This window comes from Microcoleus sp. D3_18_C4 (assembly GCF_036702355.1).
Lineage (GTDB): Bacteria > Cyanobacteriota > Cyanobacteriia > Cyanobacteriales > Microcoleaceae > Microcoleus.
Window position 1 is genome coordinate 38592 of the sequence record NZ_JAUBTF010000035.1, and the last position, 24090, is coordinate 62681.

General features: G+C 45.5%; 17 protein-coding genes. 7 read left to right on the forward strand and 10 right to left on the reverse strand.

The window, feature by feature from the left end; all coding sequences use genetic code 11:
• Positions 1 to 1029: 1029 nt before the first annotated feature.
• Positions 1030 to 2001, forward strand: coding sequence for a solanesyl diphosphate synthase (sds, locus tag QUA90_RS17875; protein ID WP_333056988.1), 972 nt, complete (start codon positions 1030 to 1032; stop codon positions 1999 to 2001).
• A gap of 97 nt (positions 2002 to 2098) precedes the next feature.
• On the opposite strand, the gene QUA90_RS17880 is transcribed toward sds, so the two are convergent.
• Positions 2099 to 2563: a hypothetical protein gene (locus tag QUA90_RS17880; protein ID WP_333081970.1), complete on the reverse strand. Its 465-nt coding sequence runs from the start codon at positions 2561 to 2563 to the stop codon at positions 2099 to 2101.
• 710 nt (positions 2564 to 3273) lie between these two features.
• On the opposite strand from QUA90_RS17880, the gene QUA90_RS17885 reads away from it, so the two are divergent.
• The 3 genes from QUA90_RS17885 to QUA90_RS17895 all read left to right on the forward strand — a co-directional run bounded on the left by QUA90_RS17885 (position 3274) and on the right by QUA90_RS17895 (position 5736).
• Complete coding sequence (locus QUA90_RS17885) at positions 3274 to 3624, forward strand: hypothetical protein (protein WP_006635783.1); 351 nt, start codon at positions 3274 to 3276, stop codon at positions 3622 to 3624.
• A gap of 107 nt (positions 3625 to 3731) precedes the next feature.
• Complete coding sequence (gene ycf46 / locus QUA90_RS17890; protein ID WP_333209848.1) at positions 3732 to 5252, forward strand: stress-responsive protein Ycf46; 1521 nt, start codon at positions 3732 to 3734, stop codon at positions 5250 to 5252.
• 130 nt (positions 5253 to 5382) lie between these two features.
• Positions 5383 to 5736 (forward strand): DUF1257 domain-containing protein, encoded by a 354-nt coding sequence (locus QUA90_RS17895; protein WP_006635781.1) that lies wholly within the window; start codon positions 5383 to 5385, stop codon positions 5734 to 5736.
• Between the two features lie 170 nt (positions 5737 to 5906).
• On the opposite strand, the gene QUA90_RS17900 is transcribed toward QUA90_RS17895, so the two are convergent.
• The 9 genes from QUA90_RS17900 to QUA90_RS17940 all read right to left on the reverse strand — a co-directional run bounded on the left by QUA90_RS17900 (position 5907) and on the right by QUA90_RS17940 (position 16059).
• Positions 5907 to 7157, reverse strand: coding sequence for a glycosyltransferase family 4 protein (locus QUA90_RS17900; protein ID WP_333446864.1), 1251 nt, complete (start codon positions 7155 to 7157; stop codon positions 5907 to 5909).
• Between the two features lie 60 nt (positions 7158 to 7217).
• The gene (epsE, locus tag QUA90_RS17905) at positions 7218 to 8462 is read right to left on the reverse strand and encodes an exopolysaccharide biosynthesis GT4 family glycosyltransferase EpsE (RefSeq protein WP_333446866.1); all 1245 of its coding nucleotides are present in this window, start codon (positions 8460 to 8462) and stop codon (positions 7218 to 7220) included.
• Positions 8463 to 8505: 43 nt separating this feature from the next.
• On the reverse strand, positions 8506 to 9801 hold the full coding sequence (locus QUA90_RS17910) for a glycosyltransferase family 4 protein (protein WP_333446868.1): 1296 nt from the start codon (positions 9799 to 9801) through the stop codon (positions 8506 to 8508).
• Between the two features lie 46 nt (positions 9802 to 9847).
• Positions 9848 to 10861 (reverse strand): glycosyltransferase, encoded by a 1014-nt coding sequence (locus QUA90_RS17915; RefSeq protein ID WP_333081976.1) that lies wholly within the window; start codon positions 10859 to 10861, stop codon positions 9848 to 9850.
• 92 nt (positions 10862 to 10953) lie between these two features.
• Positions 10954 to 11475 carry a serine acetyltransferase gene (locus QUA90_RS17920; RefSeq protein WP_333446870.1) on the reverse strand — a complete coding sequence of 174 codons (522 nt, stop codon included), beginning with the start codon at positions 11473 to 11475 and terminating at the stop codon, positions 10954 to 10956.
• Between the two features lie 137 nt (positions 11476 to 11612).
• On the reverse strand, positions 11613 to 12194 hold the full coding sequence (locus tag QUA90_RS17925; RefSeq protein WP_333209838.1) for a serine acetyltransferase: 582 nt from the start codon (positions 12192 to 12194) through the stop codon (positions 11613 to 11615).
• 195 nt (positions 12195 to 12389) lie between these two features.
• Entirely contained in the window at positions 12390 to 13400 is a 1011-nt protein-coding gene (locus tag QUA90_RS17930; RefSeq protein WP_333388808.1) for a glycosyltransferase family 2 protein, read from the reverse strand.
• A 214-nt stretch (positions 13401 to 13614) separates the two neighbouring features.
• On the reverse strand, positions 13615 to 14895 hold the full coding sequence (locus QUA90_RS17935; RefSeq protein ID WP_333446872.1) for a glycosyltransferase: 1281 nt from the start codon (positions 14893 to 14895) through the stop codon (positions 13615 to 13617).
• A gap of 246 nt (positions 14896 to 15141) precedes the next feature.
• Positions 15142 to 16059, reverse strand: a complete 918-nt coding sequence (locus QUA90_RS17940; RefSeq protein ID WP_333446874.1) for a histone deacetylase — start codon at positions 16057 to 16059, stop codon at positions 15142 to 15144.
• 77 nt (positions 16060 to 16136) lie between these two features.
• Here QUA90_RS17940 and QUA90_RS17945 point away from each other — a divergent pair, with 77 nt between their 5' ends.
• From QUA90_RS17945 to QUA90_RS17955, 3 genes are all read left to right on the forward strand, one after another.
• A complete protein-coding gene (locus tag QUA90_RS17945; protein ID WP_333329058.1) occupies positions 16137 to 16646 on the forward strand; it encodes a hypothetical protein in 510 nt (169 codons plus the stop codon).
• A gap of 658 nt (positions 16647 to 17304) precedes the next feature.
• The gene (locus QUA90_RS17950) at positions 17305 to 22023 is read left to right on the forward strand and encodes a response regulator (protein ID WP_333446876.1); all 4719 of its coding nucleotides are present in this window, start codon (positions 17305 to 17307) and stop codon (positions 22021 to 22023) included.
• Positions 21989 to 24016, forward strand: coding sequence for an adenylate/guanylate cyclase domain-containing protein (locus tag QUA90_RS17955; RefSeq protein ID WP_333446878.1), 2028 nt, complete (start codon positions 21989 to 21991; stop codon positions 24014 to 24016). Before QUA90_RS17950 ends, QUA90_RS17955 begins: the two co-directional genes overlap by 35 nt.
• Positions 24017 to 24090: the final 74 nt, after the last annotated feature.

Sequence of the window (24090 nt, forward strand, 5' to 3'; positions counted from 1 at the left end):
CCCTGAGATGAAACTTGCTGTGAGCGATACAAGCTGCTACTAAGTAGCATATCCTGCCTCAGAGGCTGTTGGCATTGAACATCGATAACTTTAGCTATGTGTTGCAGTAACTAGCAGCCAAAAAAATCACGGTGCCCGCAATTATAAATAATAACCCTGCCTTTGCGCGCAAGCATTCAAGGCAGGGTTATTATTGAGTATTCCGAATTCTCAAGGGTGAAGCGAGGACGCTGCTGCCGACTTCGGCTGCCCAGCAGTGCACTACTCGCCCAATCGAGTTATTTTAGCGCTGCGTTCGGCCAACATCAGCACTACATAAATAGTCATTACATAGCCGGCGGCCAGAATGGGAATAATTAGAGGAATATCGCGATAAATCATAATTAGAACCAAAAGTCAAGGACGAGGAGGAGCAGGACAAGTTCAAGACCTACTACATTAAGTCAGCACGCAAGACCATGCCTTGGTTCTGAAGGCTGTTTTTCCATATCAAGCCTGCGGGAACATTTAGGCGTTCCCGGTCATCAATAATGATTTACTGCTTTACAGATGCTTAAACAGCCTAAAACCATCCACTTTAGCTGCTTTGAGCTACCGTGCACATAAGATGCGCTACTCTTAACTTCTGATAACTTTTAGCCGCGAGGAACTAAAAATCTGTCCCAGAAATTTTGGCTGCGATCGACTAACAAGGCTGGCTCTACGAAACTTTTACAGGCACCTAAAAGCTACCTGCCAGTCTGGCTGTACTTAATGTATAGAATTGTTTAAATCCTTAATACCCATAATAACACAGGGTTTTTGGGATTTAGAGATTTTTTGGCAGTGTCCTTAACAATTCGATACAATAGGGGCAACCCCTCTGAGAGTCGGCAACTCGCCGATGGCAGTCGGGTGACTCCCATCGGGCGGCAGATGACAAATAACTGCCGATCGCCTAGATTTTTCTTTTCTATTGCAGAGAATTACCTTAAAATAAAGATATGATATGTAAAATTTTGTTACTTTACCGCTTGAGTCGGCGTATCCATGATCTCTAGCACTCTCCTATTTTCCTCGGTTGAAGAAGACCTGCGACTGTTGACAGAAAACTTAAAACAGTTAGTGGGTGCCCGTCATCCCATCTTGTACGCGGCTGCAGAATACTTATTCGGCACAAAGGGAAAACGAGTGAGACCCGCGATCGTTCTGTTGATGGCCAAGGCGACTATGCCCGATCGGGAAATCACGGAAAAACACCGCCGCCTCGCTGAAATTACGGAAATGATCCACACAGCTAGTCTAGTCCACGACGACGTGGTGGACGAGTCGGATCTGCGGCGGGGAGTGCCGACGGTTCACAGTCGGTTTAACAACCGAGTGGCAGTATTGGCGGGAGACTTTCTGTTTGCTCAATCTTCCTGGCATTTGGCAAATCTCGACAACCTGCCAGTAGTCAAACTGCTTTCAGAAGTGATTATGGATTTAGCTGAGGGGGAAATTCAACAGGGACTCAATGGATTTGACACCAGCTTGTCGATCGAAGCGTACCTCGAAAAAAGTTATTACAAAACAGCGTCTTTAATTGCCAACAGTTCCAAAGCAGCGGGCTGTTTGAGCGAGGTTTCAGCGGAAATAGCAGACGATTTGTACAACTACGGTCGGAACATTGGTTTGGCATTCCAAATAGTAGATGATATATTAGATTTCACCGCTTCAACGGAAACTTTGGGGAAACCGGCAGGCTCGGATCTCAGAAGCGGTAATCTGACAGCACCCGCACTATTTGCCCTAGAAGAAAAACCTTACTTGGAAGTTCTCATAGAACGCGAATTTGCCCAAGAAGGAGATCTAGAGCAGGCCCTGGCACTGGTAGAAGATTCTAGAGGCATAGAGAGATCCCGAGAACTAGCCACAAACCACGCACAGAAAGCCGTCGAATACTTAGCTGCGCTGCCCCATTCCGAGTCCCGTCAAGCTTTGATTGATTTGGCTGAATACGTTTTGAGTAGACTTTATTAGAGGTTAAAAAGTTACATTTTATTGGTAATGGGGAATTGGTAATGGGGAATGCCCAATGCCTAATGCCCTGTTACCAATTAATAGAAAATTGAATTGTTTAGGCAATATCTGGCGGTGGAGCCGATCGATACTGTTGCAAGTAAACGTTAATTAAACTCTGTACTTGCTCGCGAGGGATTTCCGTCCCGACTTCCTGATTTCCGGGACTTTCAAAAAAAACAATGCTGTCAAGACCTTCCAGAGCTATCATCTGAAATAAAAGGTGAGTAACAGGCAAAAGCACCGGTCTGAGGCGATCGCCCCCAGCAGCCGCAGCCTGCGACGCATCTTTAATACTTGTCCAAGCATAAATCACCTTCTTCTCCCGTCCCGGTTGCTTGAGATTGCTCAAAACCACGATCGCCCAACTTTGGTCTACCGCTTGCAGGATCGAGTATTCGAGGTGCTGTAGCTGTTGGGCAATTAACACCAGGGCCGGGGCGATCGCCTTTAAGATTTGTGGCGTCGAACCGTCGGGCGGAGCTTTTTCGATTAATGCTTGAATCTGTTGGTCTAAATCCATCAGTCAGTTCTTTGATATCTAAAATTAAAAATTTCAGGTTAGCAGGTCCGCATCCAAGTATATATTACCCAGCACTGCCCTATTAAAGATAAGCTGACACCCCTCTAAATTGAAGATTTTGCAGCCTAGAGTCCTTGTAGCGAGCATTTGGGCCAAAAAATTAAGTGGCTAACACCTTACACAATGTCATCCAAAAAGTCTAACCATAGGGTGCTGAGCGCTAGCGCTGTCCAGGGGTGTTAAATCTGAGCCCGATCAAAAGCCGAAAACTGCTATTTCACGTTCGGATTTTTCAAACTTAAAGCAATAAAAACTGCTTGGAGGAGTTTGGTTTCAAAATCAAAACGCCCAAAGTTAGTAACTTCGTTGTGTACTGAGTCCCCCGGCGCTTACGGCGCACTCATGAGCGGGCTGGGTGCTGATGGCGCACCTTACCCCAGATGGCGACTCAAAGAATTTGTTGGCCCCACTCCTATATATCTATTGTTCATATTTATAGTTGGTCGATCGTCCTTGACGCTACCCATACCTGCCGCTGCACCTCGGACTCATCAGTTACAGCCCTAACTTTTTCGTTGTTAACTGCCCCAGATTTACCTCAAGTGTAACGAAATATTACAAGATGACGCTAAAGCTGCATAGAGGCTTGACAGCAAAGAATTAAGCGGCTAATCTGATATACATACCCGGGTAAGTCAATTCACTGTCATATGCAAGAAAAGCAAAAAGTTACATTGTATCTTCCACCAGAACTGCATCGCCAGCTCAAAATCCGAGCCGCAGTCGAAACTGAACCGATGTCATCAATTGCAGAAAGGGCAATTGTCTTCTACCTAGGAAATCCCGAACTGGTTGACGAAGTAGAAGCCTCCTACGGACAAACCCATCGGGTGTACAACTGTCCAGAATGCACGGGTTCAGTAGTAATGCGAGATGGAGAACTGGCATCCGTAACAAGTCAGCCGAGCGTATTGGCTGAACAGGATCTTCCAGTAAAGCAGGTGTCGGGCGTCAGTGCCAGCACGGCCAAACCGGGAGAGGAAGAATTGGTTCCCTGCTAAGAATGCCTTGCTTCGCCAAAAAGCTAAAACTGAAATTTTCAGTAAGAGGGCTAAGGGCAGCATTGAGATTCAGCAAAGATAGCACCGTCTCTAGTGGGTCGAGGACTATGCAAGAAGAGATCAGTATTCTAATCCAAGCTCAATATCCTCTGATCTACCTCGTGACATCCGAGGAAGAGCGGTGTGAGCAAGCAATTTCGACAATAGCTCAAGCCAAACCACAGCGACGAGTATTTATCTGGACTGTAACTCACGGCATTGTGGAGTATGGTCAACCCCGCACCACCACCCAACACAACACCGTCTCGCCAGAGGCAGCCATTGAATGGGTGATCAGGCAGCGAGAACCCAACAGTAACGCTAGCATCTACATTTTCAAAGATTTGCATCCTTTTATAGATTCTCCTCCGGTAACGAGGTGGTTGCGCGATGCGATCGCCAACTTCAAAGGAACGCAAAAGACAATTATACTGATGTCTCCTTTGCAGCAAATTCCGATCGAGCTAGAAAAGGAAGTAGTGGTATTAGACTTCGCGTTGCCAGACATGAAGGAACTAAACCAAGTATTGTCTGGTCAGTTGGAGCAAACGCAATCGCGACGCATTACCACAGAAGCGCGAGAAAAACTTTTAAAAGCAGCCTTGGGATTGACTAAGGACGAAGCTGAAAAAGTTTATCGCAAAGCCCAAGTTTCGACTGGGCGCCTCACAGAAGAAGAAGTAGACATAGTTCTTTCGGAGAAAAAGCAATTAATTCGGCGCAACGGCATTCTAGAGTTTATTGAAGAAGACGAAACCCTGGATGCAGTCGGCGGTTTAGAAGAGCTGAAGCGGTGGCTGAGACAGCGTTCCAACGCCTTTACAGAAAGGGCGAGAGAATACGGCCTGCCCCAACCAAAAGGGATGTTAATTCTCGGCGTACCGGGATGCGGAAAATCGCTGATTGCCAAGACCACCTCCCGCCTCTGGGGACTGCCCCTGCTGAGGCTAGATATGGGTAGAGTCTACGACGGCTCGATGGTGGGTCGCTCGGAAGCCAACCTCCGCAATGCCCTCAAAACAGCAGAATCCATCTCTCCAGCCCTCCTCTTCATCGACGAACTAGACAAAGCCTTTGCAGGAGGCACTGGTTCGGCCGACTCAGACGGAGGCACCTCCAGCCGGATTTTCGGTTCATTCCTCACTTGGATGCAAGAAAAGACTTCCCCAGTCTTCGTAATGGCAACAGCCAACCGAATCGAGCGGTTGCCGGGAGAATTCTTGAGGAAAGGTCGATTTGACGAACTCTTCTTTGTTGATCTGCCTACCAAAGAAGAACGCCAAGATATATTTAAGATTCACCTGTCAAAGCGCCGTCGGGAAATTACTCGCTTCGATTTAGAGCAACTTTCTAATGTTTCCGAGGGCTTTTCAGGTGCAGAGATTGAGCAAGCGCTAGTAGCCGCCATGTACGAAGCCTTCGCTCAAGATCGAGAGTTTACGCAGCTAGACATCATCGCGGCCATTAAATCTACAATGCCACTGTCTAAAACAATGACCGAACAGGTCACCGCCCTTCGAGATTGGGCTAGACAGCGTGCACGGCCCGCTGCGTCTTCCGTCGCTGAATACCAGCGAATGGAATTCTAAAAGCTTTCTCCTGGTCCAAACAGGAGCAAAGGCTAGCAACAGCTAGCAGTTCGATTCAAGAGCCGCCCAGCGGCACCGTTAAATCCAGACCGTTGTTGTTTCTCTCTCAGTTGTATTAGGAGGAAATCCAATGTCTCACTTTAGCACACTGCGTACCAAAATCACCGATGCCGAAATCCTGAAAGCTTCCCTGCGCGACTTGGGCATTTCAGTCAAGTCAGAAGCTGATGTTCGTGGCTATAACGGTCAGCGCGTTCGCTCCGACATCGTGGCGATTCTCGAAGGCGAATATGACCTGGGTTGGTCTCGCAATAGCGATGGTTCTTTTGACCTGATTGCCGACCTCTGGGGCGTCGCCAAAAAGCACAATCAAACTGAGTTAATCAACTCCATCAACCAGAAGTACGCAGTTAACAAGACCTTGGCAGCAGTCAAGCAGCGCGGTTTGCAAAATGCCAACGTTAAGCTGGTAGTGCAAAACTAATTGATCTGCAAATTTCCAAGCTCGCGGGTTAACCAAACAAACGGGTTAACCCGTTTTTAGATCGCTAGGATGTAGAGGGGGGTCTTTAGGCCGCCACATACTTTTTTAGCACCCCCAAGCAGCAGCTTTCAACCTGAAAGCTGCTGCTTTATGCTTTAATGGTCGGCTACCTAATGCTTGGGGCAATCGTCGATCGTTTGTTGATAAATTTCAAGTATTCGATCGACTTTGCGTTCCCAATCAAAATGCTGCCGAACTCGTTCCCGTCCCGCAGAACCCATACTCTGCCGCAATTCTGGTGAATGAGCCAGCTTGAGCATCGCATCTGTCAGTCCCTGGACAAATCCTTCTTTAGAAGTCGGTTCTACTAAAATACCGCAAGTGGAATTCAGATAATCTGCCGGGCCACCCCAGTTCGTTGCTATGACAGGCAAGCCCACTGCCATTGCCTCCATCACCACTGCCCCCCCGCATTCCCGCAAACTGGGAAAAACCATTGCATCAGCTTGTTGCATTTTGAGAGCGCAGTCTTCCTGAGACAGCCAGCGACTAAATACAACGTTGCTGTCGATGCCTAAACGAACTGTTTGAGCTTCGAGTTCCCCTCGGATGTGCCCATCACCGATGATTTCCAAGACTGCATCCGTTTGAGCGACGACGGGTGCGAAGGCTTCCAGCAGTAAATCTACAGCTTTCCAGCCGATCAGCCTGCCTAAAAATATAAAATGAACCTGCCCGGTCGCTGCTCTTGATAAGCTAGAGTCCGATCGCCACACCGAGAAATCCACGCCGTTTTCCACAAGTTCAATAACTTTACCCTGCACTCCAGATGCCAGTGCGTGCTTCGTCCGAGCGTTTGCCACTAACAGCGTCTCCGCTTTGATTTTACCGGGAAAAAGACGATTGAAGAAATCGACGCACTGGTAACCGATCTCGATTAAAATATCAATGATAGGACTTTGGCGCGATCGAAAAGCCAGAGGAAATTTAACCGACGTGTTCATCGGCCCGATAACTACCGGAACTCCCAATCCGAACATCAATGAAGGAACTGTTGCCGAGACTGGTGTCGGTTCGTGTACAATATCAATCTGGTGTTTGCTCACCAGCCACCGGACAATACGACGCTGTAGCACTTGGGTGTACAGGTGAGATAGCAGCCCAAAAGTAAACTCATTCACTCTTTCAGGGATAAATCGCCCGCAATTGTGAAGCAGTCGGTGCAGCCAAGTGTCCGGTACAAAGTGCATTCGATCGCAGTCTTCTGGAAACAGCCCTGTGAGTTCTGTCTGGGTGCGGGCGTGCGCCACTAACCATGTCTCTATTTGGCGCGATCGAAGTATCCGGAAATAGTTGACCGGCAGCAATGACTCGCCACCGAATTTAGTTGAAGCGTTCTGAGCAACAATTAAAATTCGCATAACTTGTTTGGACTCAACTGGATTTATGTAATCTGAGATTAAATTTGTTCTTTGGCATAACTAAGACGGGTTAGTTTTTCCAAGTTTTTCCAAACACTGAGCTAAAGTTTCTGCACTGCGGCCGTGGCTAAATTTAGCCATGATTTTTTTCCGGGATTCCTGACTGAGGCTCAAAGCAAGTTCGGGATTTTGCAGTATATTGACGATCGCATCGACCATTTCTTGGGGTTTTTCTGATTGGACTAATAGAGCATCCACGCCGTCATCTACTAGCTCAGAAGTTCCGCCTACATTAGTAACAACAGACGGCACTTCCATCGCCATTGCTTCCATCACAGCAACCGGAACTCCTTCATTCAAACTTGCCAAAGCGAAAATGTGAGCTGCTTCTAGACCTTGGCGAATTCGCTGTTCCGAAACAGCCCCAAGTAGCTCCACGCATTCGGACATCGATTTATCTTCAATGATTTTTTGTAGCTCTTGGTGATATCCGCTGCCCCCTTGTTCATCCTCGCCTGCAATTTGCAGCCTCACGTCAAATCCCCGATTTCGCAGCAATTCTACAGTCTCAATCAAGTATTTATGACCTTTCACCGGGTTGAGGCGGCCGCAAGCAAAAATATTGCACGGACTTCCTTCTTGCCAAGGCTTGTAAGGGCTGCTGCGTTTAATTTCTGCAATATTAACTCCCATGGGAGCAACAGCTAATTGTTTGGGAAGAAAGTTCGCTAATTTATTTTTGACATCATTGAGAAGCAGTTGAGATATGACGATCGCAAAAGCAGCATTTTTCCACTTTTGTTCCTGATTTGACCCGTACACTTCTAGAGTAGGCCCGTGAAGAGTTATACTGTAAGTACAGCCTGTAATAATTGAGTTAAATAAGGCTATATTGGCGGAATTGGCACAGGAATGAACGTGGATGTGAGACCAACCTTTTGTTTTTGTTAACCCGGCTAGTTTCCCAGCAACCAAAACCAGTGCTAAGAGTTTAACTTTTCCAAATAACGATGTATCTCTCGCTTTGGCAATAACTGCTAGGCACTGCCACCATGCAGCGGGACCTGCTTTGAGAACCTCTAGGAATGAGTTAATAAAATCTTTCGCAGCAAAGGGAAATAGATAAACAGTATTTTTTTGAGCTTCTTCTGCCCATACGTGAGAAGCGATCGCTCTGGGTGGCGGTTGAGTTGATACTAAATCTGTTTCAATTCCAAGTTCTGCAAGAAATTGTCGCTCCCGCCACAAAAAGATGTGTGTTTGTCCGGGAAATTGGGGAATAAAGTATCCGATTTTTGCCTTCATTTCTTACCTACTTTCTAATTTTTAGTTCAAGGATATTTATCTACTATGCCGATGCACGAACACCTTTCTCACCGAGCATTTTTTCGTAAATCTCGACGATTTTTATGCCCTTGTTCTCCCAGGCAAATTCTCTGGCTTTTTCGATCGCCTTAGCTGACATACTTTCCCGCAGCCGATCATCTTCGACTAACAGCTTAATTTTACTTGTCAACTCCTGTGTTAGATACTCTCTAGAAATCGGCTCGATCTTAAAACCAGTTTCTTCATTCACGTATTCACCAATACCGCCGTTATTGGCAACTATGCAGGGGAGTCCGCAAGCCATAGCTTCCATTACCACTGCGCCCCCGAACTCTCGGATTGAAGGGAAGCAAAAAATATCTGCTTTCCTGTAATAATCCAGAGTTTCGTGTTGATTCACCCATCCGGCAAAGCTAACTATTTCCCCTAGATTAAGCTCCTTTACTCGGTTTTCCAACTTATTTTTTTCTGGCCCGTCTCCTACTATAGTTAAGCGGATTTTACTTTTAATTCCCTGCTCTAATTTCCCAATAGACTCCATGACAATATCGGCACATTTGTAAGGCACTAATCGACCCACAAAAAGCAGATTGATATGGCTAACATCTTTAATTGGGATACTGGTCTGGTTTAAAAAATCGTCCGAAATGCCATTTTCGTAAAACAAATCAATTTTTTGGTCCGGTATTGCAAACAAATCTTTTAGCATATTTAAAGTATATGTTGAACCTGCTAAAATTTTGTCGGCTTTTTTGTAAGTTTCTACATAACCTGGAATTAATGCTCGACCAACTGCTCTCAAAAAGTTGAATTGAGCAAATTCTTGTTTTGCCGTTTCTTGAAAACCTGGTGGAAAGGGAATGCCCCCATTCACAGGGCCTAGAATAAAAGGAGTCTGCTGGCAAACACTGACTACCTTAAACGGATACCGCGGCATCATCGGGGTAATTGCATGAACTATGTCATAATCTCCGTTGAGGATTTTTCCTTTGAATTTTTCATATACTTGCTGATTAAATTCTTCATAAATTGGGTAGCTCAAGGTATTATAAAGAGGCCAATTGACTCGCCCGTTTGCGGTGAGTTTTTCGACTATTTTATAATATTGTTTGGTTAACTTTCCTTCTTCAAGGTAGACAACTTTTTCGTATTCTGGGTGTTTTTCGAGAGCTGGTTTATTTCTAATATGGGTGACGAGGGTTACATCAGCTAAATTATTGATTTTTTGGAAAAAATTGTACCCCACCAAAGGTACTGATGCCCAGTCAGGATTGCACTGCTCTACAATTAGTAAAACTTTTAATTGTTGATCGCTCATTTGTTTGCTACTCACGGGTGGACTTTCTGGGACGTTAGCTCTAATTCTAGCTGGCTGAATGAATAGAGTTGGTTGTTTTGTATTCGATCAGCTTGCTCTGCTGCCCCAGCAATCGGCGCTGGTGAAACTGGATTTGACCTTGTAGCTGGGGAAATTTGGCTAATACGCAAGACAAAGCGTAGATGGCTGAGTCTTTAGTTGTGAGAGCCCGATGCTTTAGATAATAGTTATAGGTGCGATAGGTTGCTAAGGGGTAGCCACTCAATAGTAACAAGCTCCAGCCTTTTGTCGGCCATATCATTGCCAAGGCTAGGGCTGGCAAGACTAAGCCCCAAAACCAGGTGCTGCGGGTTTCTTTGACCCAATGGCGCTCTGGTTCGCTTCCGTGCATCCAGGAGCCCTCGGCGTAGGCGTAACCAGCTCTTTGGGCGCGCTTCCACCACTGAACAAAACTGGTCATTTGCGCGTCGTGCAGGGTCATTTCTGCGTCTAAGCGAAGGATTTTCCAATCTTTTTGGCGCAGCCGCAAGCACAGTTCGGGTTCTTCGCCGGCTATGAGTGCGAGATTGAAACCTTCCACTTGCTGAAATGCTGTGGCGCGCATCATGGAGTCGCCACCGCAGGCTTTGGTTTCGCCAATGGGGGTATCCCACTCGATGTCGCACAATTGGTTGTAGATGCTTGCTTTGGGGTATCGTTCGCGCCTCCGCCCGCATACTGCTGCTAAGTCGGGTTTGGCTGCGAGTTCGCTGTAGGCTCGATCGATCCATCCATCAACTACTTCGCAGTCACCGTCCACAAATTGGACAAATTCGATTTCTGGTGCTATTTCCAGCAAGCGGGCAAAGCCTTCATTTCTGGCGCGGGCTGCGGTAAACGGTATAGATAAGTCTAGTTCTACTGTATCGGCTCCGAGCGATCGGGCTAACTCTAGGCTACCGTCTGTTGAGCCGGAATCGACGTAGACGACGCGCGCAACTTTGTCTGTGGCTGAGACTAGGCACTGGCGGAGGCGCTGCCCTTCATTTCGTCCGATCGCCACTAATCCAATTTGTTTCAAGTTTTACCTTTTGAATGCGACTAATGAGCAGTTCCTTTTATATTTTAATAAAAGTCCAGCTAATTTCATGATTTTTCTGCGACTTTTAGAAATTATTTGTCAGACTTCCTGGGTTTTTTTTCGATTATTTTTGCCGGTATTCCCACTGCGGTTGCACCGGGTGGCACGTCACAAATCACCACAGCATTGGCACCAATCAAAGCATGATCGCCGATCGTTACGGAGCGAATAATTTTAGCTCCTGCACCAATATCGACATGACCGCCGATTTTGACATCAGCAACAATTGTCACCTGCTGAAGAATCAGACAGTTAGGGCCAATGGAAGCACTGGGATGAATGACAACGCCATTAGGATGAGTCAGCAGCAGTCCTCCTTGTATTTGGCAGTTCAAAGGGATGTCTGTTGCAGTGACCACGCTCCAAAATCGATGCTGGATCACGTTCCAACGGCATAAAATATATCCTCCAATTCCACCCTGCTGCTGCCACTTTTGATAGTTGCGGATAGATTTGAGCAGTTGGCGACTGGGTTCCCACCACTTGCTAAGTTTTTCGCGGCTCCAGTCTGGTTCTGTAGCAGAAATGATTGACTTAGCGATTGACTCAACCATTGTTTGTCCAAATTTTTGATAATGTAGACAATTGTGCCTATTTGTGCAGTTTACCTTAAGAGTAATTTCTAACTTGACTAGGGAGATTTATTTAATCTCCGCAGAGTTATAGCAGAAGCCATAAGGAAGAAAATGATTTAAGCATTGTTTTCAGCAGGCCGGGATTTGATAATTTTGGCAGGGATACCAACGGCAGTTTGACCGGCTGGAATATCTGATAAAACTACAGCATTGGCACCGATATTTACGTCGTCTCCTAGGTTAACCTTGCCGAGGATTTTTGCACCAGCGCCGACGTTAACCCGATCGCCCAATTGAGGGGATTCTAGCGGTTTGTCCAAATAGCGGTTTCCCAAGGTTACACCTTGGCGGATAATGCAGTCGTCGCCGATCGTACAATATCCGTGAATAATAATAGCGTTTTGATGTTCAATCACCACGCGACGACCGAGCTTCACAGTGTAAGGCAAGTCTATCCCGTAACTATTGCGGACTTTTCGGTAGAGTGCTCGATAAATAATGCTCAAAGGAGCTCGCAGTAATTTCGGTTCTACCTGCATTCTCCAGACGCCAAAACGCTGCACTGCTACGGCGCGAAATCCCGGTTTTGTCCAATCTCGACCATGAGCAATCCAGTCTTCTTTAATTTGCTGCCACAGTCCCAAGCCGGGGCTTTCTACTTGATTTTCACTGGTGATTAAGTTTTGCTCAGTTACCATAAGCTCTAATTCACGCTATTTCTTGTTTACTCTATTGCTAGATGCCGACGATATTAATGGGTCTGTCAGGTTTTTGAGGAAGGAGCAATCCGGTTTTATCGATCGAGAATACTAATTTCTCGGCTGCACCATAAAATATTTTGCTTGCCTAGGTTAACCTGGTTTAGTTGGCTTTTACCGATTTACCAACTCCCTTTAAAAGTTTTTGGATTTTTCAATCTTACCCCCCTTAAAAAATACACTATTTAATACAAAATCCCTCAACAATTGTGGTGGATCGCCATCGGGTTTGCCTTGAAGTACGCGGCGAACCCTCCACGCTGCAAAACCGGAAGCCCAGGATATATCAGTTAATGCTGTGTAAACCAAGCCGTAGTTTTTGATAAAGTACCTACGTCGGGAATCAAACCAATAGGTGGGCAGCCGCTTGGCGGGCTTTTTGGTGTCAGTGACGCCTGAGCTTTGGCCGACTAAGTGGACAACACGACTTTCGGGTACGTACCAGCAACTCCAGCCAGCTTTGTTCGCTTGCAGACAAAAGTCCATTTCTTCGCAGTACATGAAATAAGCTTCATCCATCAGGCCAATCTTTTCAAATACTTCGCGACGGACGATCATGCTGGCTCCAGCTACCCAATCAGTTTGACAGGTTTTTTGAGAAATGGGAGGCGCTGCGGCCCAGTTGGCTAATAACTTGGATATAAAGCCTGTCCGCCAACCAAAATCGAGTTCGGTAAAGAGGTTGTGAAACCGAAAAGCTGACTCTTGGGGCGTGCCGTCGGGGTCTTCCAAGCGGCTGCCGGCGATGCCGGCTTCGGGGTGGGAGTCCATGAAATCGACGAGGGCTTTTAAGGCACCGGGGCGAACTATGGTGTCTGGGTTGAGCAGCAGGAAGTAAGGGGGAGGATTGGTGGATTGGAGGGCGGGACGGATCAGGGCGTTGTTGCCGAAGGCAAATCCGCCGTTGCGGTTTAGGGGAACGAAGGATGCCCATTCATTCCAGCCTTCTGAGGCGATCGCACTACTAATTTCTTCGACGGAGCGATCGCCTGAAGCATTGTCGCCAACTACAACTCGCATACCGGGCAGCGATTGAACTTCGCTAACTAGAGAGCGCAAGCAGTCTATTGTCAAACTAGAGGTTCGGTAGTTAACAATGACAACCAGCAGTGGATAGGGGTGATTGGACTCGCTGGCCTTCGACATAAGTACCGTTGTTGGTTTAACAACTTTTTAGCTCAAGTTGTACCCATCTGGCAAGCTGGAGCGATCGCCCGGAGTGCAGGTATCGCCTAAGTAGATGAGTGGGAAAATACACAAGTAGTCAAAAGCGAGGGTCACTCCGTGAAACGAAGCAATCCCAAAGGTTCTGGCAGCTTTACATTCGGTTACACAGCCCGGTTTATTTGCGCCTACCTACTTACTTTTTTGATTGCTCCAACATAATTGACAAAAGCTGCCACCGCTGCCGGTGCATTTCTTCGTGAGTCAGGCGGCGAGCATATTTCAGACCTGCCATGCCCATATTTTGAAGTAGGTTCAAGTTTTCTCCCGACTGTTTGAGCAAGTTTGCTAAATCAACTGGGTCATTGCAATTACCGATCAAGCCTGTGATGCCGTTTTCGATACAGTCGCGGAGTCCGGCGGTGTTGTTTGCCAGTACCGATACGGCCTGGGAATAAGCATCGTATACTATTCTGGGCTGTTCGTCTGAGGTACTGGGAACCACAACAGCATGATATTGTTGCAGCCGCCCGAAGAATTCTTTGCCGTAAGGAATAGTTCCCAAAATTTCTATCTGTACCGATTTTTGCATTGCCTTGCTGGCTGCTTGGCAGTTGCTTAACAGTTCGCCTTCACCTAGTATGTCCAGCTTGACGGGAATGTTTCCCTCCTCCAAGATTTTCATTGCTTCTAGGAGAACTAACAGGCCTTTCTCTGGAACCAATCTGCCCGCAAATAGAATTTTTAGTTGTTTGGGCGAGGCTGACAGTTTTTCGTGCCATATTTTAGTCGCCTCTGCTTCCGAAATAATATTTTCTTCATCTATCCACGAAGCATGAATTATCTGACTTTGTTGGTGTCGTTTTTTTAATAAACTTTGCTGATATTCTGCCTGTGTAAAGATTGTCAAGTCGGCGCTGTTGATACACCAGCGATTAAATGTTTCGTATATGTAAGCTTGAATTTTGGCTTTAATGCTGGCAGGGGTGCCCGGCAGCAGCCGCCACGGTGCGGACTCGACTATGAGCACGTATGGTTTCCGCTGTATCAGGACTATTGGCGTCACTAACCATGCCATCGGAATCGGCCAGCCTGCTACACCACTATGTACGAGATCTGAAGATGCGATCGCGCCCCAAAGCTGGGCAACCGTTGCCGGCAGCAGCAATATTGCTTGGGCCCAGCTATTTGGGGAGGGAAGGTCAATAAATTTAGCATCAGCAAATGATGTTTCCGAATCCACCTCTATTGTATCTTCAGGGGGGGTTTCTCGCACGCACGGACATGCTAGCGTGAAGTTTTTCAAATACTTGAAGTGTTGGGTTAGGTCTTTAGCCCACATTAAATCGAGATACCTGCTGCCTTTGGAGTCGCAGAAAAATGGGATGTTGAGGACTAGCAGGTAGCGCTTGTCTATGGGCATCAAAGTCGGTTCTTTAGCCCCATCTTCTGTGATATTTAACGAGTTGGAGTCCATAAAATACACTACGATTAAATGCGATATATCTATTTTAATACCACTTTAAGCTAATTCGCATTTAAATTGCATAGTTAAATAAATTTTTCCTCTTTTGGGGAGTAGGGTTGGGCGCGAAAGCCCGCCCTCAACATACAAATTAAATGCACAACAGCTTAGCCAGTTTTTAGTATTAATTGACACCCTCAACACGCAATCATATCGCCAAACAATACTGAAGTCAATTTTAAATCTCGCCGCTCTGGATCAAAGTCGATACTGCCTATAGGCTTGACTGGCAGCTCGGTGCAGCAGCGAATGCCGATAAACTAACCCTTTAGCGTCATCGCAATAGCCCCCGCCAATCACGCAGGCAACGGGATAGCCACCAGCCAAACACGCCATCAAAACTTGCATTTCCCGGCGAAATAAGCCCGTATCAGTTAAAGCTAATTTTCCCAGTTTGTCACCGTGATGAGGGTCTACTCCAGCATCGTACAAAACTAAATCTGGCTTGACATTTGACAGCAAATCTGGTAGGAATTTATCCAAGGTTTGTAAATATTCGTCGTCCTCCATACCTACAGGCAAAGGTACATCTAAATCGCCTTTTTGTTTGGTGCCGGGAAAATTGACTTCGCAGTGCATCGAGAAAGTAAAAACGCTACTGTCATCTTGGAAAATTACGGCGGTTCCGTCTCCTTGGTGGACATCTAAATCGACAATTAAAACTTTGCGAACTAAACCATTTTTTTGTAAGACGCGAGAGGCGATCGCCAAATCATTAAAAATACAAAAACCAGACCCAAAAGCAGGGAAGGCGTGATGAGTTCCGCCCGCAGTATTGCAAGCCAAACCATAGTCTAAAGCGAGCTTGGCAGTTAGTACAGTTCCTGCAACCGCAGTGCAAGTGCGATTAGCAAGAGCCCGACTCCAAGGCAGACCAATTCGCCGAGTCGCTTTGTTATCGAGCGTCCCGTTGCAGTAAGCTTGAACATAGGAGTGGTCGTGGACTAATTCAATCCATTCTTGAGGGGGAAGTTCGGGAGCGTGAAATTGCGATTTATCTGCTACCCCGTCCGCGAGCAGCATCTCGTAAAGCATCCGAAACTTTGCCATCGGGAAGCGGTGAGCCGGTGGCAGAGGTGCAACGTAATCTTCGTGGTAAATAATTGGTAAGTCCATTAAAATTATTGTATAACGAATGAATCTCCAATTGAACGCCTGCAATCTCAAATTTAAATTCGCTGGAGAACTTGTATATGCAACAACTAAAAACAGTCTGGCAGTCCGGCAGCACCGACCCCGAAAATGCTGACAATCTCAATAATATTAGTCAGTGGTGGGCAAACCTGAACGGCAAAGAAATTAGCTGGGTACAGCGACTGATTCCGCAAATCGGCGGTCTGAGCGAAATTCACTGGCACCCCCAGCGTTTTGACGAAACATTTGTGATAGTCAATCCTGAAATTCGGGAGGAAACTCTCTATTGGTACATACCCGATTCTCCTGTCCAACGTAACAACACTGTTGACAAATTAGAACTTGACAACTTGCAACAGCAATTGTACATCTATCCTCAGTTGGAAGCGGAACTGGTAATTCGCGTAGGAATTCCCGAAGTTAAATATCAAACACTTGAATTAAACAATCCCGAAATCGCCTTGGGCGAAGATAATCTGCTGCTGCTGTGGGAATCTGACCAAGAACTAGAAATTAAAATTTACTTAAGCAATGAAAATATTGCTAAACTTAAGGAATTGCTGGCATAGAAAAGACAGAGAAAATAGTTTATATGGTAGGCTGTGGGTGCCACTGGATGGATCGCACCTATACTCTTAGTTACCTATAAATATCTTAAGACTGATGGGCGGGTGGGTCAAAACCGAGGTTTTTCACAGCCATACTTTGTTGCAGCGACAAGAGTAAAAAAAACGGTTTCTTCGCCTCGTGGTATGTCCAGGTGTGTATCTCGGCTAAAACCCTTTGAATGTGGCAGCAGAATGTCCAGAAACTTGCGTTATCCTCCTGGGAGTTTTAATCCTAAAGTCAAGCAAAAAACTGTCCTGAGCGCATCAACCGGGTTATACGAAAATACTTTGTCGCAGCCATTGAACAAAGTTAAAAAATCCGGTTGCTTTGCTCTGGAGTGCCTAAGCGATGATGGTTTTTCGGCAGACTTAATTTGGACAGCAAATAAGGCGATTTTTGGGGACAATAAAATGTGGTTAAGTACGGTTAGTTTGAGTAGCAAACTTAAGACAAGCAACCAATAAGTTTAAAAAATAGAAGGTGCGTTAGTTGATGGCTACTATCTAAAGTTAATCTTCTATTTGCTGAGTTTGAAAAGGTTTAATAAATAATTAGGATCGGAAGGAATCGCAAAATTTATTAAATCATCAATCTGCTGCTAGCACTAAAAAAATTACCATGACCAGACAAAAAATGATATTTGACAAAGAAAGTATTCACATTTTAATTATTGATGATCAGCCCCAAAACCTGCGCTTTATATCAAACATATTGACGAAAGAAGGGTATAAAGTTCAGCGGGCGATTTCGGGAGAAATGGCGGTCAATGCTAATTTAACCGTTCTCCCCGACTTGATTTTGCTAGATATTGCTATGCCAAAAATGAACGGATATGAAGTATGTGCTCGACTTAAATCCAACGAAAAGATGAGGGAAATTCCGGTTATTTTTTTGAGTGTGTTTGAGGAAACTTTTCACAAAGTTAAAGCTTTTGAAGTCGGCGGTGTTGACTACATTACTAAGCCTTTTCAAGTGGAAGAAGTTTTAGTGCGGATCGAAAGTCAACTGACTATACAACAGCTATCAAAACAATTAAAACAGCAGAATGCCCAACTGCAAAAAGAGGTAGAATTCCGCAAGCGAACAGAACAATCACTCCGGGAAAGCAAAGCGCGTTTGCAGAAATTGGCGGTCAATATACCGGGAGTTCTTTATCAATTCATAAAGAAGCCAGATGGAAGTTTTAAGTTTGAATATATTAGTTATGCTTGTCGAGAAATTTACGAATTAGAGAGTGAAGAAATTTTAAAAAATCCCGAGTTTTGCTTCGATCAAAATCATCCAGATGACCAAGAATATCTGGTGAAACAAATTGCTACTAGCGCCCAAAATTTAGAACCTTTTGCCTGTGAATGGCGGATTGTTACACCGTCGGGTAAACTCAAATGGCTGCAATCTAATTCTCGGCCAGAAATGCGTGATAATGGCGATATTGTTTGGTATGGCGTACTTTTTGATATCACCGATCGCAAGCACGCAGAAATAGAAATGGCTGGAGCTAAAGCTGCTTTAGAACGGCAAGTTCAGCGAGAATTGCTGATCGCAAAAATAACTAAAGAAATTCGCTCAAGCTTGCAGCCAGAACAAATATTTCAAATAGCTGCCACTCAAATCGGTCTGGCATTCTGCGCCAATCGCTGTTTGATTCATACTTACGTTACTACCCCCCAAGTCGATATTCCTCTGGCGGCCGAGTATCTTGAACCGGAGTGTGAATCTATTCGGAACGTACCTGTTCCAATTTGGGGCAATCCTCACGTCATACAAATGATGATACAAGATGTGGCGATCGCCTCCAACAATGTTTATTCAGACCCTCTGTTGCAAGCTGCTCAACCGATTTGCCAGAAGGTTGGGTTAAAATCGATGCTGGCAATTCGCACTTCTTACCAAGGCAGGGCAAACGGTGCTATCTGTTTGCACCAGTGCGATCGCTACCGGGAATGGACTTCCGAGGAAATCGACTTATTAGAAGCTGTGGCGGCTCAAGTAGGGCTCGCTATCGCTCAAACTAAACTGATCGAACGAGAAAAAAACCGAATTCAGCAGCTCGATCGGCAAAATAAAGTGCTGCAAGCAGAAATTCGCACCCGTGTCCGCGCCGAGCAAGCTCTGCAAGAATCGGAAACAGAATTGCGGGCGATTTTTGCCGCCATGACTGACACAGTTTTAGTGAGAAATGCAGAAGGGCGCTGCATCAAAATTGCCCCGACAGCATCAACAAATTTGGTGAAACCTCCCAGCGAAATGATTAACACAACCGCTCATGAAGTCTTGCCTAAACCTGTAGCAGATTTAGTATTAAATGCCATCCAACAAGCTCTAAAAACTCAGCAAAGCATTAATGTTGAATATAGCTTTAAAGTCGGAGAGCGCGACGTTTGCCTCGACGCTAAAGTTTCTCCGCTGACTGCAGATTCAGTGATTATTGTAGCCAGAGATATTAGCGTTCGTAAACAAACAGAATCCGCACTCAGAGAAAGCCAGCACTTCATTCAAGCGATCGCCGATTCCAACCCGAACCTATTGTACGTTTACGATTTAATTGAACAGCGGAATGTTTATACCAACCGACAAATTTCGACGATACTTGGATACACCGCCCAAGAAATACAAGATATGGGTACAGCAATGATGCCGACGCTGCTCCACTCCGACGATTTGCCAAAGTTTTTTGAAAACCTCAACAAAGTAGATCAAGCCAAAGACGGTGATGTCATTGAATGTCAATACCGCATGAAACACAAAAACGGTGAATGGCGGTGGCTGCACAGTTGGGATACTGTATTTCTCAGAACAGCAGATGGTAGTAAACCCAAACAAATTCTCGGCACTGCTAATGACATCACAGACCGCAAATTAGCCGAAGAGAAACTGCTAGCATCGCAGCAAAGAATCTCGTTTTTATTGCAGCAAACGCCGATCGCAATTATTGAGTTAAACCTCTATTTAGAAATTATCACTTGGAATCCCGCAGCCGTGGCTATTTTTGGCTACAGTGAGCAAGAAGCGATTGGTCGAGTCGCCGCCGATTTGATCGTACCTGAAAGCTACCACCCGCAATTATCTGAGATTTTCAATCATGACTTGAATGCCAAATCCAGCGGCACTACCGAAAATCTGACTAAAGACGGCAGAATTATCATCTGCGAGTGGTATAATACTCAGCTAATTGACGATAACGGTACAGCGATCGGCATTGCTTTAATGGCTGTAGATATTACCGAACGCAAGCAAGCAGAAACCGAACTGCAAGAAAGTGCTTTACGACAAAGAGCGATCGCCCGCATCATTGAAAGAATGCGGCAAACTTTAGATATCCGAGAAATTTTTCACGCCACAACCCGAGAATTGCGCCAAACCCTGAAGTGCGATCGAGTCGCCATTTACCGTTTCAATCCAGACTGGAGTGGCGAATTTGTAGCCGAATCCCGTGACCAGAAGTGGGTTTCTTTCATCCAAGCACAGGAACTCGATTCTCACCTTACTGAAGGCGCTTTAGACAGCGACCGTTGCGTCGTCAAAGGATTAGATAGCCCCTCACAAGAAGTACGCGATACCTATTTGCAAGAAACCCAAGGCGGGCCCTACAGCCGAGGTACAACTTACCTTTGTGTCCCCGACATTTACAAGCAAGGATTCGATATTTGTTACATCAATTTGCTAGAAAAATTTCAAGCTAAATCTTACATTATTGTGCCAATTTTCTGCGGAAAAACGCTCTGGGGATTACTAGCATCCTATCAAAATTCAGCTCCCCGGCAGTGGAGCGAAGCTGAAATCAACGTTGTAGTTGATGTAGGTACTCAGCTAGGAGTAGCATTACAGCAAGCGGAATTGCTCGCCCGCACTCAAAGGCAGTCCATGGAACTGATTAAATCCAAAGAAAACGCCGAAGTTGCCAACCGCGCCAAAAGCCAATTTCTAGCTTCCATGAGCCACGAACTCCGCACACCTCTCAACGCCATTCTGGGTTTTTCCCAAGTCATGGCCCGCAACAGTTCTATCACGGAAGAACAAAAAGAATACATAGAAATTATTAACCGCAGCGGCGAACATTTGCTGGAACTCATCAATGATGTTTTGTCCATGTCCAAAATAGAAGCAGGTCAAATTACCATCAATCCCAGCCGCTTCAATCTCTACAACCTTCTTAATAGTCTCAAAGAAATGCTGCAACTAAAAGCCAACTCAAAAGGTTTGCACCTAATCTTTGAAAATGCCGATGATTTGCCACAGTACATTCAAACAGACGAAGCTAAATTGCGGCAAGTTTTAATTAACCTACTCGGCAATGCGATTAAATTTACTCAGCAGGGAACCGTGACTTTGCGCGTCAGCAGCCAATCTGACAAAGACGCCACAGAAGAAAAAAAATCCCAATTGTATTTTGAAATTGCCGACACGGGTCCCGGCATTTCTCCCTTGGAACTTGCCACATTATTTAAGCCATTTGTACAAACTGAAACTGGTCGAAAATCCATGCAAGGAACGGGTCTGGGGTTGCCGATTAGCCAACAGTTTGTCCGAATTATGGGAGGTGATATTGCTGTTGAAAGTCAACTCGGTCAAGGCACAATTTTTAGCTTTAATATCTGGGTTAACTTAGTAACACAAAGTGATGAACAAGAAAAATCCCCGATTAAACAAGTTATTGCTTTAGAAGCCGGACAAGACACTTATCGGATATTAATAGTTGAAGATGTAGCAGAAAATCGCCAACTGCTGCTTAAGCTCCTGATACCCCTGGGCTTTGAAGTCCGGGAAGCAACTAACGGTCAAGAAGCAATTGCTTTGCATTCAACTTGGAAGCCGCACTTGATATTAATGGATATGCTGATGCCCGTGATGGATGGGTATGAAGCGACAAGACAGATTAAGAAAACTCTAGAAGGTAGAGAAACAATAATTATTGCCTTGACGGCCAGTGCTTTTGACGAGCAGCGGCAAATAATTTTGTCTGCTGGTTGTAACGATTTGATATGTAAACCGTTTCGGGAAGAGGTACTCTTTGAAAAGATAGCGCATCACCTCAACCTGCGTTATATTTATGAAAAAGAGAACTTATCTACTTCTTTTTCAACACCGACGCTGCTTAAAAGTTTGACCACCGAGGATTTGAGTGTAATGCCCACATACTGGGTGGTCGAGTTGCACCGAGCAGCACTTTGTGTTGATGACAACCGCATCCTCGAACTCATCGAGCAAATTCCCGAAACTGAGGCAAATCTCGCTAACGCTTTAACAGATTTAGTCGATAATTTTCGGATAGATATCATTATCGATTTAACTCAATTATATTATGATGAACGACCATCCATTACCAGCGACTCCTAAAGACATTCTGATCGTTGACGATATGCCGGATAATTTGCGACTTTTATCCACTATGCTGACATCTTACGGGTATCATGTCAGGAAGGCTATTAACGGACACTTGGCTTTGCAAGGGGCACAAATATCTCCTCCCGATCTAATTTTACTAGATATTAATATGCCACAAATGAACGGGTATGAAGTTTGTGAGCAGTTAAAGTTAAGCGAAAAAACTCAAGATATTCCGGTAATTTTTATTAGTGCGCTAGATGACGTGCTGGAAAAAGTTAAAGCTTTTCAAGTAGGAGGAGTGGATTACATTACTAAACCGTTTCAAGTAGAAGAAGTTATAGCCCGCGTCCAAAACCAACTTTCCCTTCGTTTGCTGCAATCCAAACTGCAACAGCAAGCTAGGGAACTGCACGATCGCAATTCTAGATTGCAGGAAGAAATCGCAGAACGGCAGCGGGCTGAAGAATCAATCCGGTTTTTGCTGGAAACGACGCGGGCGATCGGGGAAGCTGTAGACTTTCACTCAGCTTTAGAAGTAATTCTGCACCAAGTTGGCGAAACAATCGGATGGGATGTAGGAGAAGCTTGGATTCCCGATGCAGAAGGAACTGTGCTGCAATCTGCCCGGGGCTGGTATGCCAGCAACCCCAGCATGGAATTGTTCCGCACCCAAAGCCAACAACTGACATTTGCCCGAAATATAGGGCTGCCGGGACGAGTTTGGGCATCCAAGCAACCGGAATGGGTAGAAGATATTTCCAAGGGCTACCCGCATTTTCTCCGAAGTCAAATAGCACTAGAACTCGGATTCAAAGCGGGTTTTGGCGTGCCGATTTTGGTAGGCGATGAAGTATTGGCAGTGCTAGTTTTCTTTAAAATTTCGTCTGGTGGGAAAGACGCGCGATTTATAGACGTTTTTAATGCAGTCGGCACTCAATTAGGTTCTTTGATTCAGCGCAAACAAGCAGAAGAATTGCTGCGTATTGCCCAAGAAAAATATCACAGCATTGTAGAAAATGCGATGGAAGGCATTTTTCAAAGCACGCCTTCAGGAGGCTATCTCAGCGCTAATCCAGCTTTGGCAAAATTATACGGTTACGAATCCCCAGAAGAACTGATGTCCGAGATTAAAAATATTGCTCAGCAACTTTACGTTGACCCAGAACGCCGCCTCGAATTTGTGGCTGCTATGGATACTGAAAATGCCGTTTCGGGATTTGAATCTATGGTATGTCGCAAAGACGGGCGCCGGATTTGGGTGTCAGAAAATGTTCGGGCTGTTCGAGATTCAAAAGGTGAGCTGATCTACTATGAGGGTACTGTTTCTGACATTACAGAGCGCAAATTAGCGCAAGAAGCGCTAAAAGTTCAACAAGAACAAAGCGAGAAGTTGCTGTTAAATATTTTGCCCAAACCAATCGCAGAACGCTTGAAGGCAGAGCAAAGCACGATCGCCGACAGTTTTGCCCAAGTAAGTGTTTTATTTGCTGATATTGTTGGCTTTACTGAATTGTCGGCGAGAATGTCTCCCACCGAGTTGGTAAAGCGATTGAATGTAATTTTTTCGCACTTCGACCAGTTAGCTGAAAAGTACGGTGTGGAGAAAATTAAGACAATTGGCGATGCTTACATGGTAGTCGGGGGATTGCCTACGCCGAGACAGGATCACGCCGAGGCGATCGCCCAAATGGCCCTGGGAATGCAGGCAAAAATAGCAAAATTGTCCGCCGACACAGGGGAAAAACTGGCAATTCGCGTTGGCATCAATTCCGGGCCAGTTGTTGCGGGAGTGATTGGTGTGAGCAAGTTCACTTATGATTTGTGGGGAGATACGGTGAATGTAGCGGCGAGGATGGAAGCTACGGGTTTTGCAGGCAGCATTCAAGTTACTGATGTTACTTATGAGCTTTTGAAAGATAAGTATTTGTTTGAGAGGCGAGGCGTGATTCCGGTAAAAGGTAAGGGGGATATGATGACTTATTGGTTGCTACAAAAAAAGTAAAAAGGGGAATTGGGCATGGGGAATTGGGCATGGGGAATTGGGCATGGGGTATTACAACAAATAACAAATAACCA

Coding starts and splice junctions, on each gene's coding strand:
- sds (WP_333056988.1), top strand. CDS start 1,030: ATGATCTCTAGCACTCTCCTATTTTCCTCGGTTGAAGAAGACCTGCGA.
- QUA90_RS17880 (WP_333081970.1), bottom strand. CDS start 2,563: ATGGATTTAGACCAACAGATTCAAGCATTAATCGAAAAAGCTCCGCCC.
- QUA90_RS17885 (WP_006635783.1), top strand. CDS start 3,274: ATGCAAGAAAAGCAAAAAGTTACATTGTATCTTCCACCAGAACTGCAT.
- ycf46 (WP_333209848.1), top strand. CDS start 3,732: ATGCAAGAAGAGATCAGTATTCTAATCCAAGCTCAATATCCTCTGATC.
- QUA90_RS17895 (WP_006635781.1), top strand. CDS start 5,383: ATGTCTCACTTTAGCACACTGCGTACCAAAATCACCGATGCCGAAATC.
- QUA90_RS17900 (WP_333446864.1), bottom strand. CDS start 7,157: ATGCGAATTTTAATTGTTGCTCAGAACGCTTCAACTAAATTCGGTGGC.
- epsE (WP_333446866.1), bottom strand. CDS start 8,462: ATGAAGGCAAAAATCGGATACTTTATTCCCCAATTTCCCGGACAAACA.
- QUA90_RS17910 (WP_333446868.1), bottom strand. CDS start 9,801: ATGAGCGATCAACAATTAAAAGTTTTACTAATTGTAGAGCAGTGCAAT.
- QUA90_RS17920 (WP_333446870.1), bottom strand. CDS start 11,475: ATGGTTGAGTCAATCGCTAAGTCAATCATTTCTGCTACAGAACCAGAC.
- QUA90_RS17925 (WP_333209838.1), bottom strand. CDS start 12,194: ATGGTAACTGAGCAAAACTTAATCACCAGTGAAAATCAAGTAGAAAGC.
- QUA90_RS17930 (WP_333388808.1), bottom strand. CDS start 13,400: ATGTCGAAGGCCAGCGAGTCCAATCACCCCTATCCACTGCTGGTTGTC.
- QUA90_RS17935 (WP_333446872.1), bottom strand. CDS start 14,895: ATGGACTCCAACTCGTTAAATATCACAGAAGATGGGGCTAAAGAACCG.
- QUA90_RS17940 (WP_333446874.1), bottom strand. CDS start 16,059: ATGGACTTACCAATTATTTACCACGAAGATTACGTTGCACCTCTGCCA.
- QUA90_RS17945 (WP_333329058.1), top strand. CDS start 16,137: ATGCAACAACTAAAAACAGTCTGGCAGTCCGGCAGCACCGACCCCGAA.
- QUA90_RS17950 (WP_333446876.1), top strand. CDS start 17,305: ATGACCAGACAAAAAATGATATTTGACAAAGAAAGTATTCACATTTTA.
- QUA90_RS17955 (WP_333446878.1), top strand. CDS start 21,989: ATGATGAACGACCATCCATTACCAGCGACTCCTAAAGACATTCTGATC.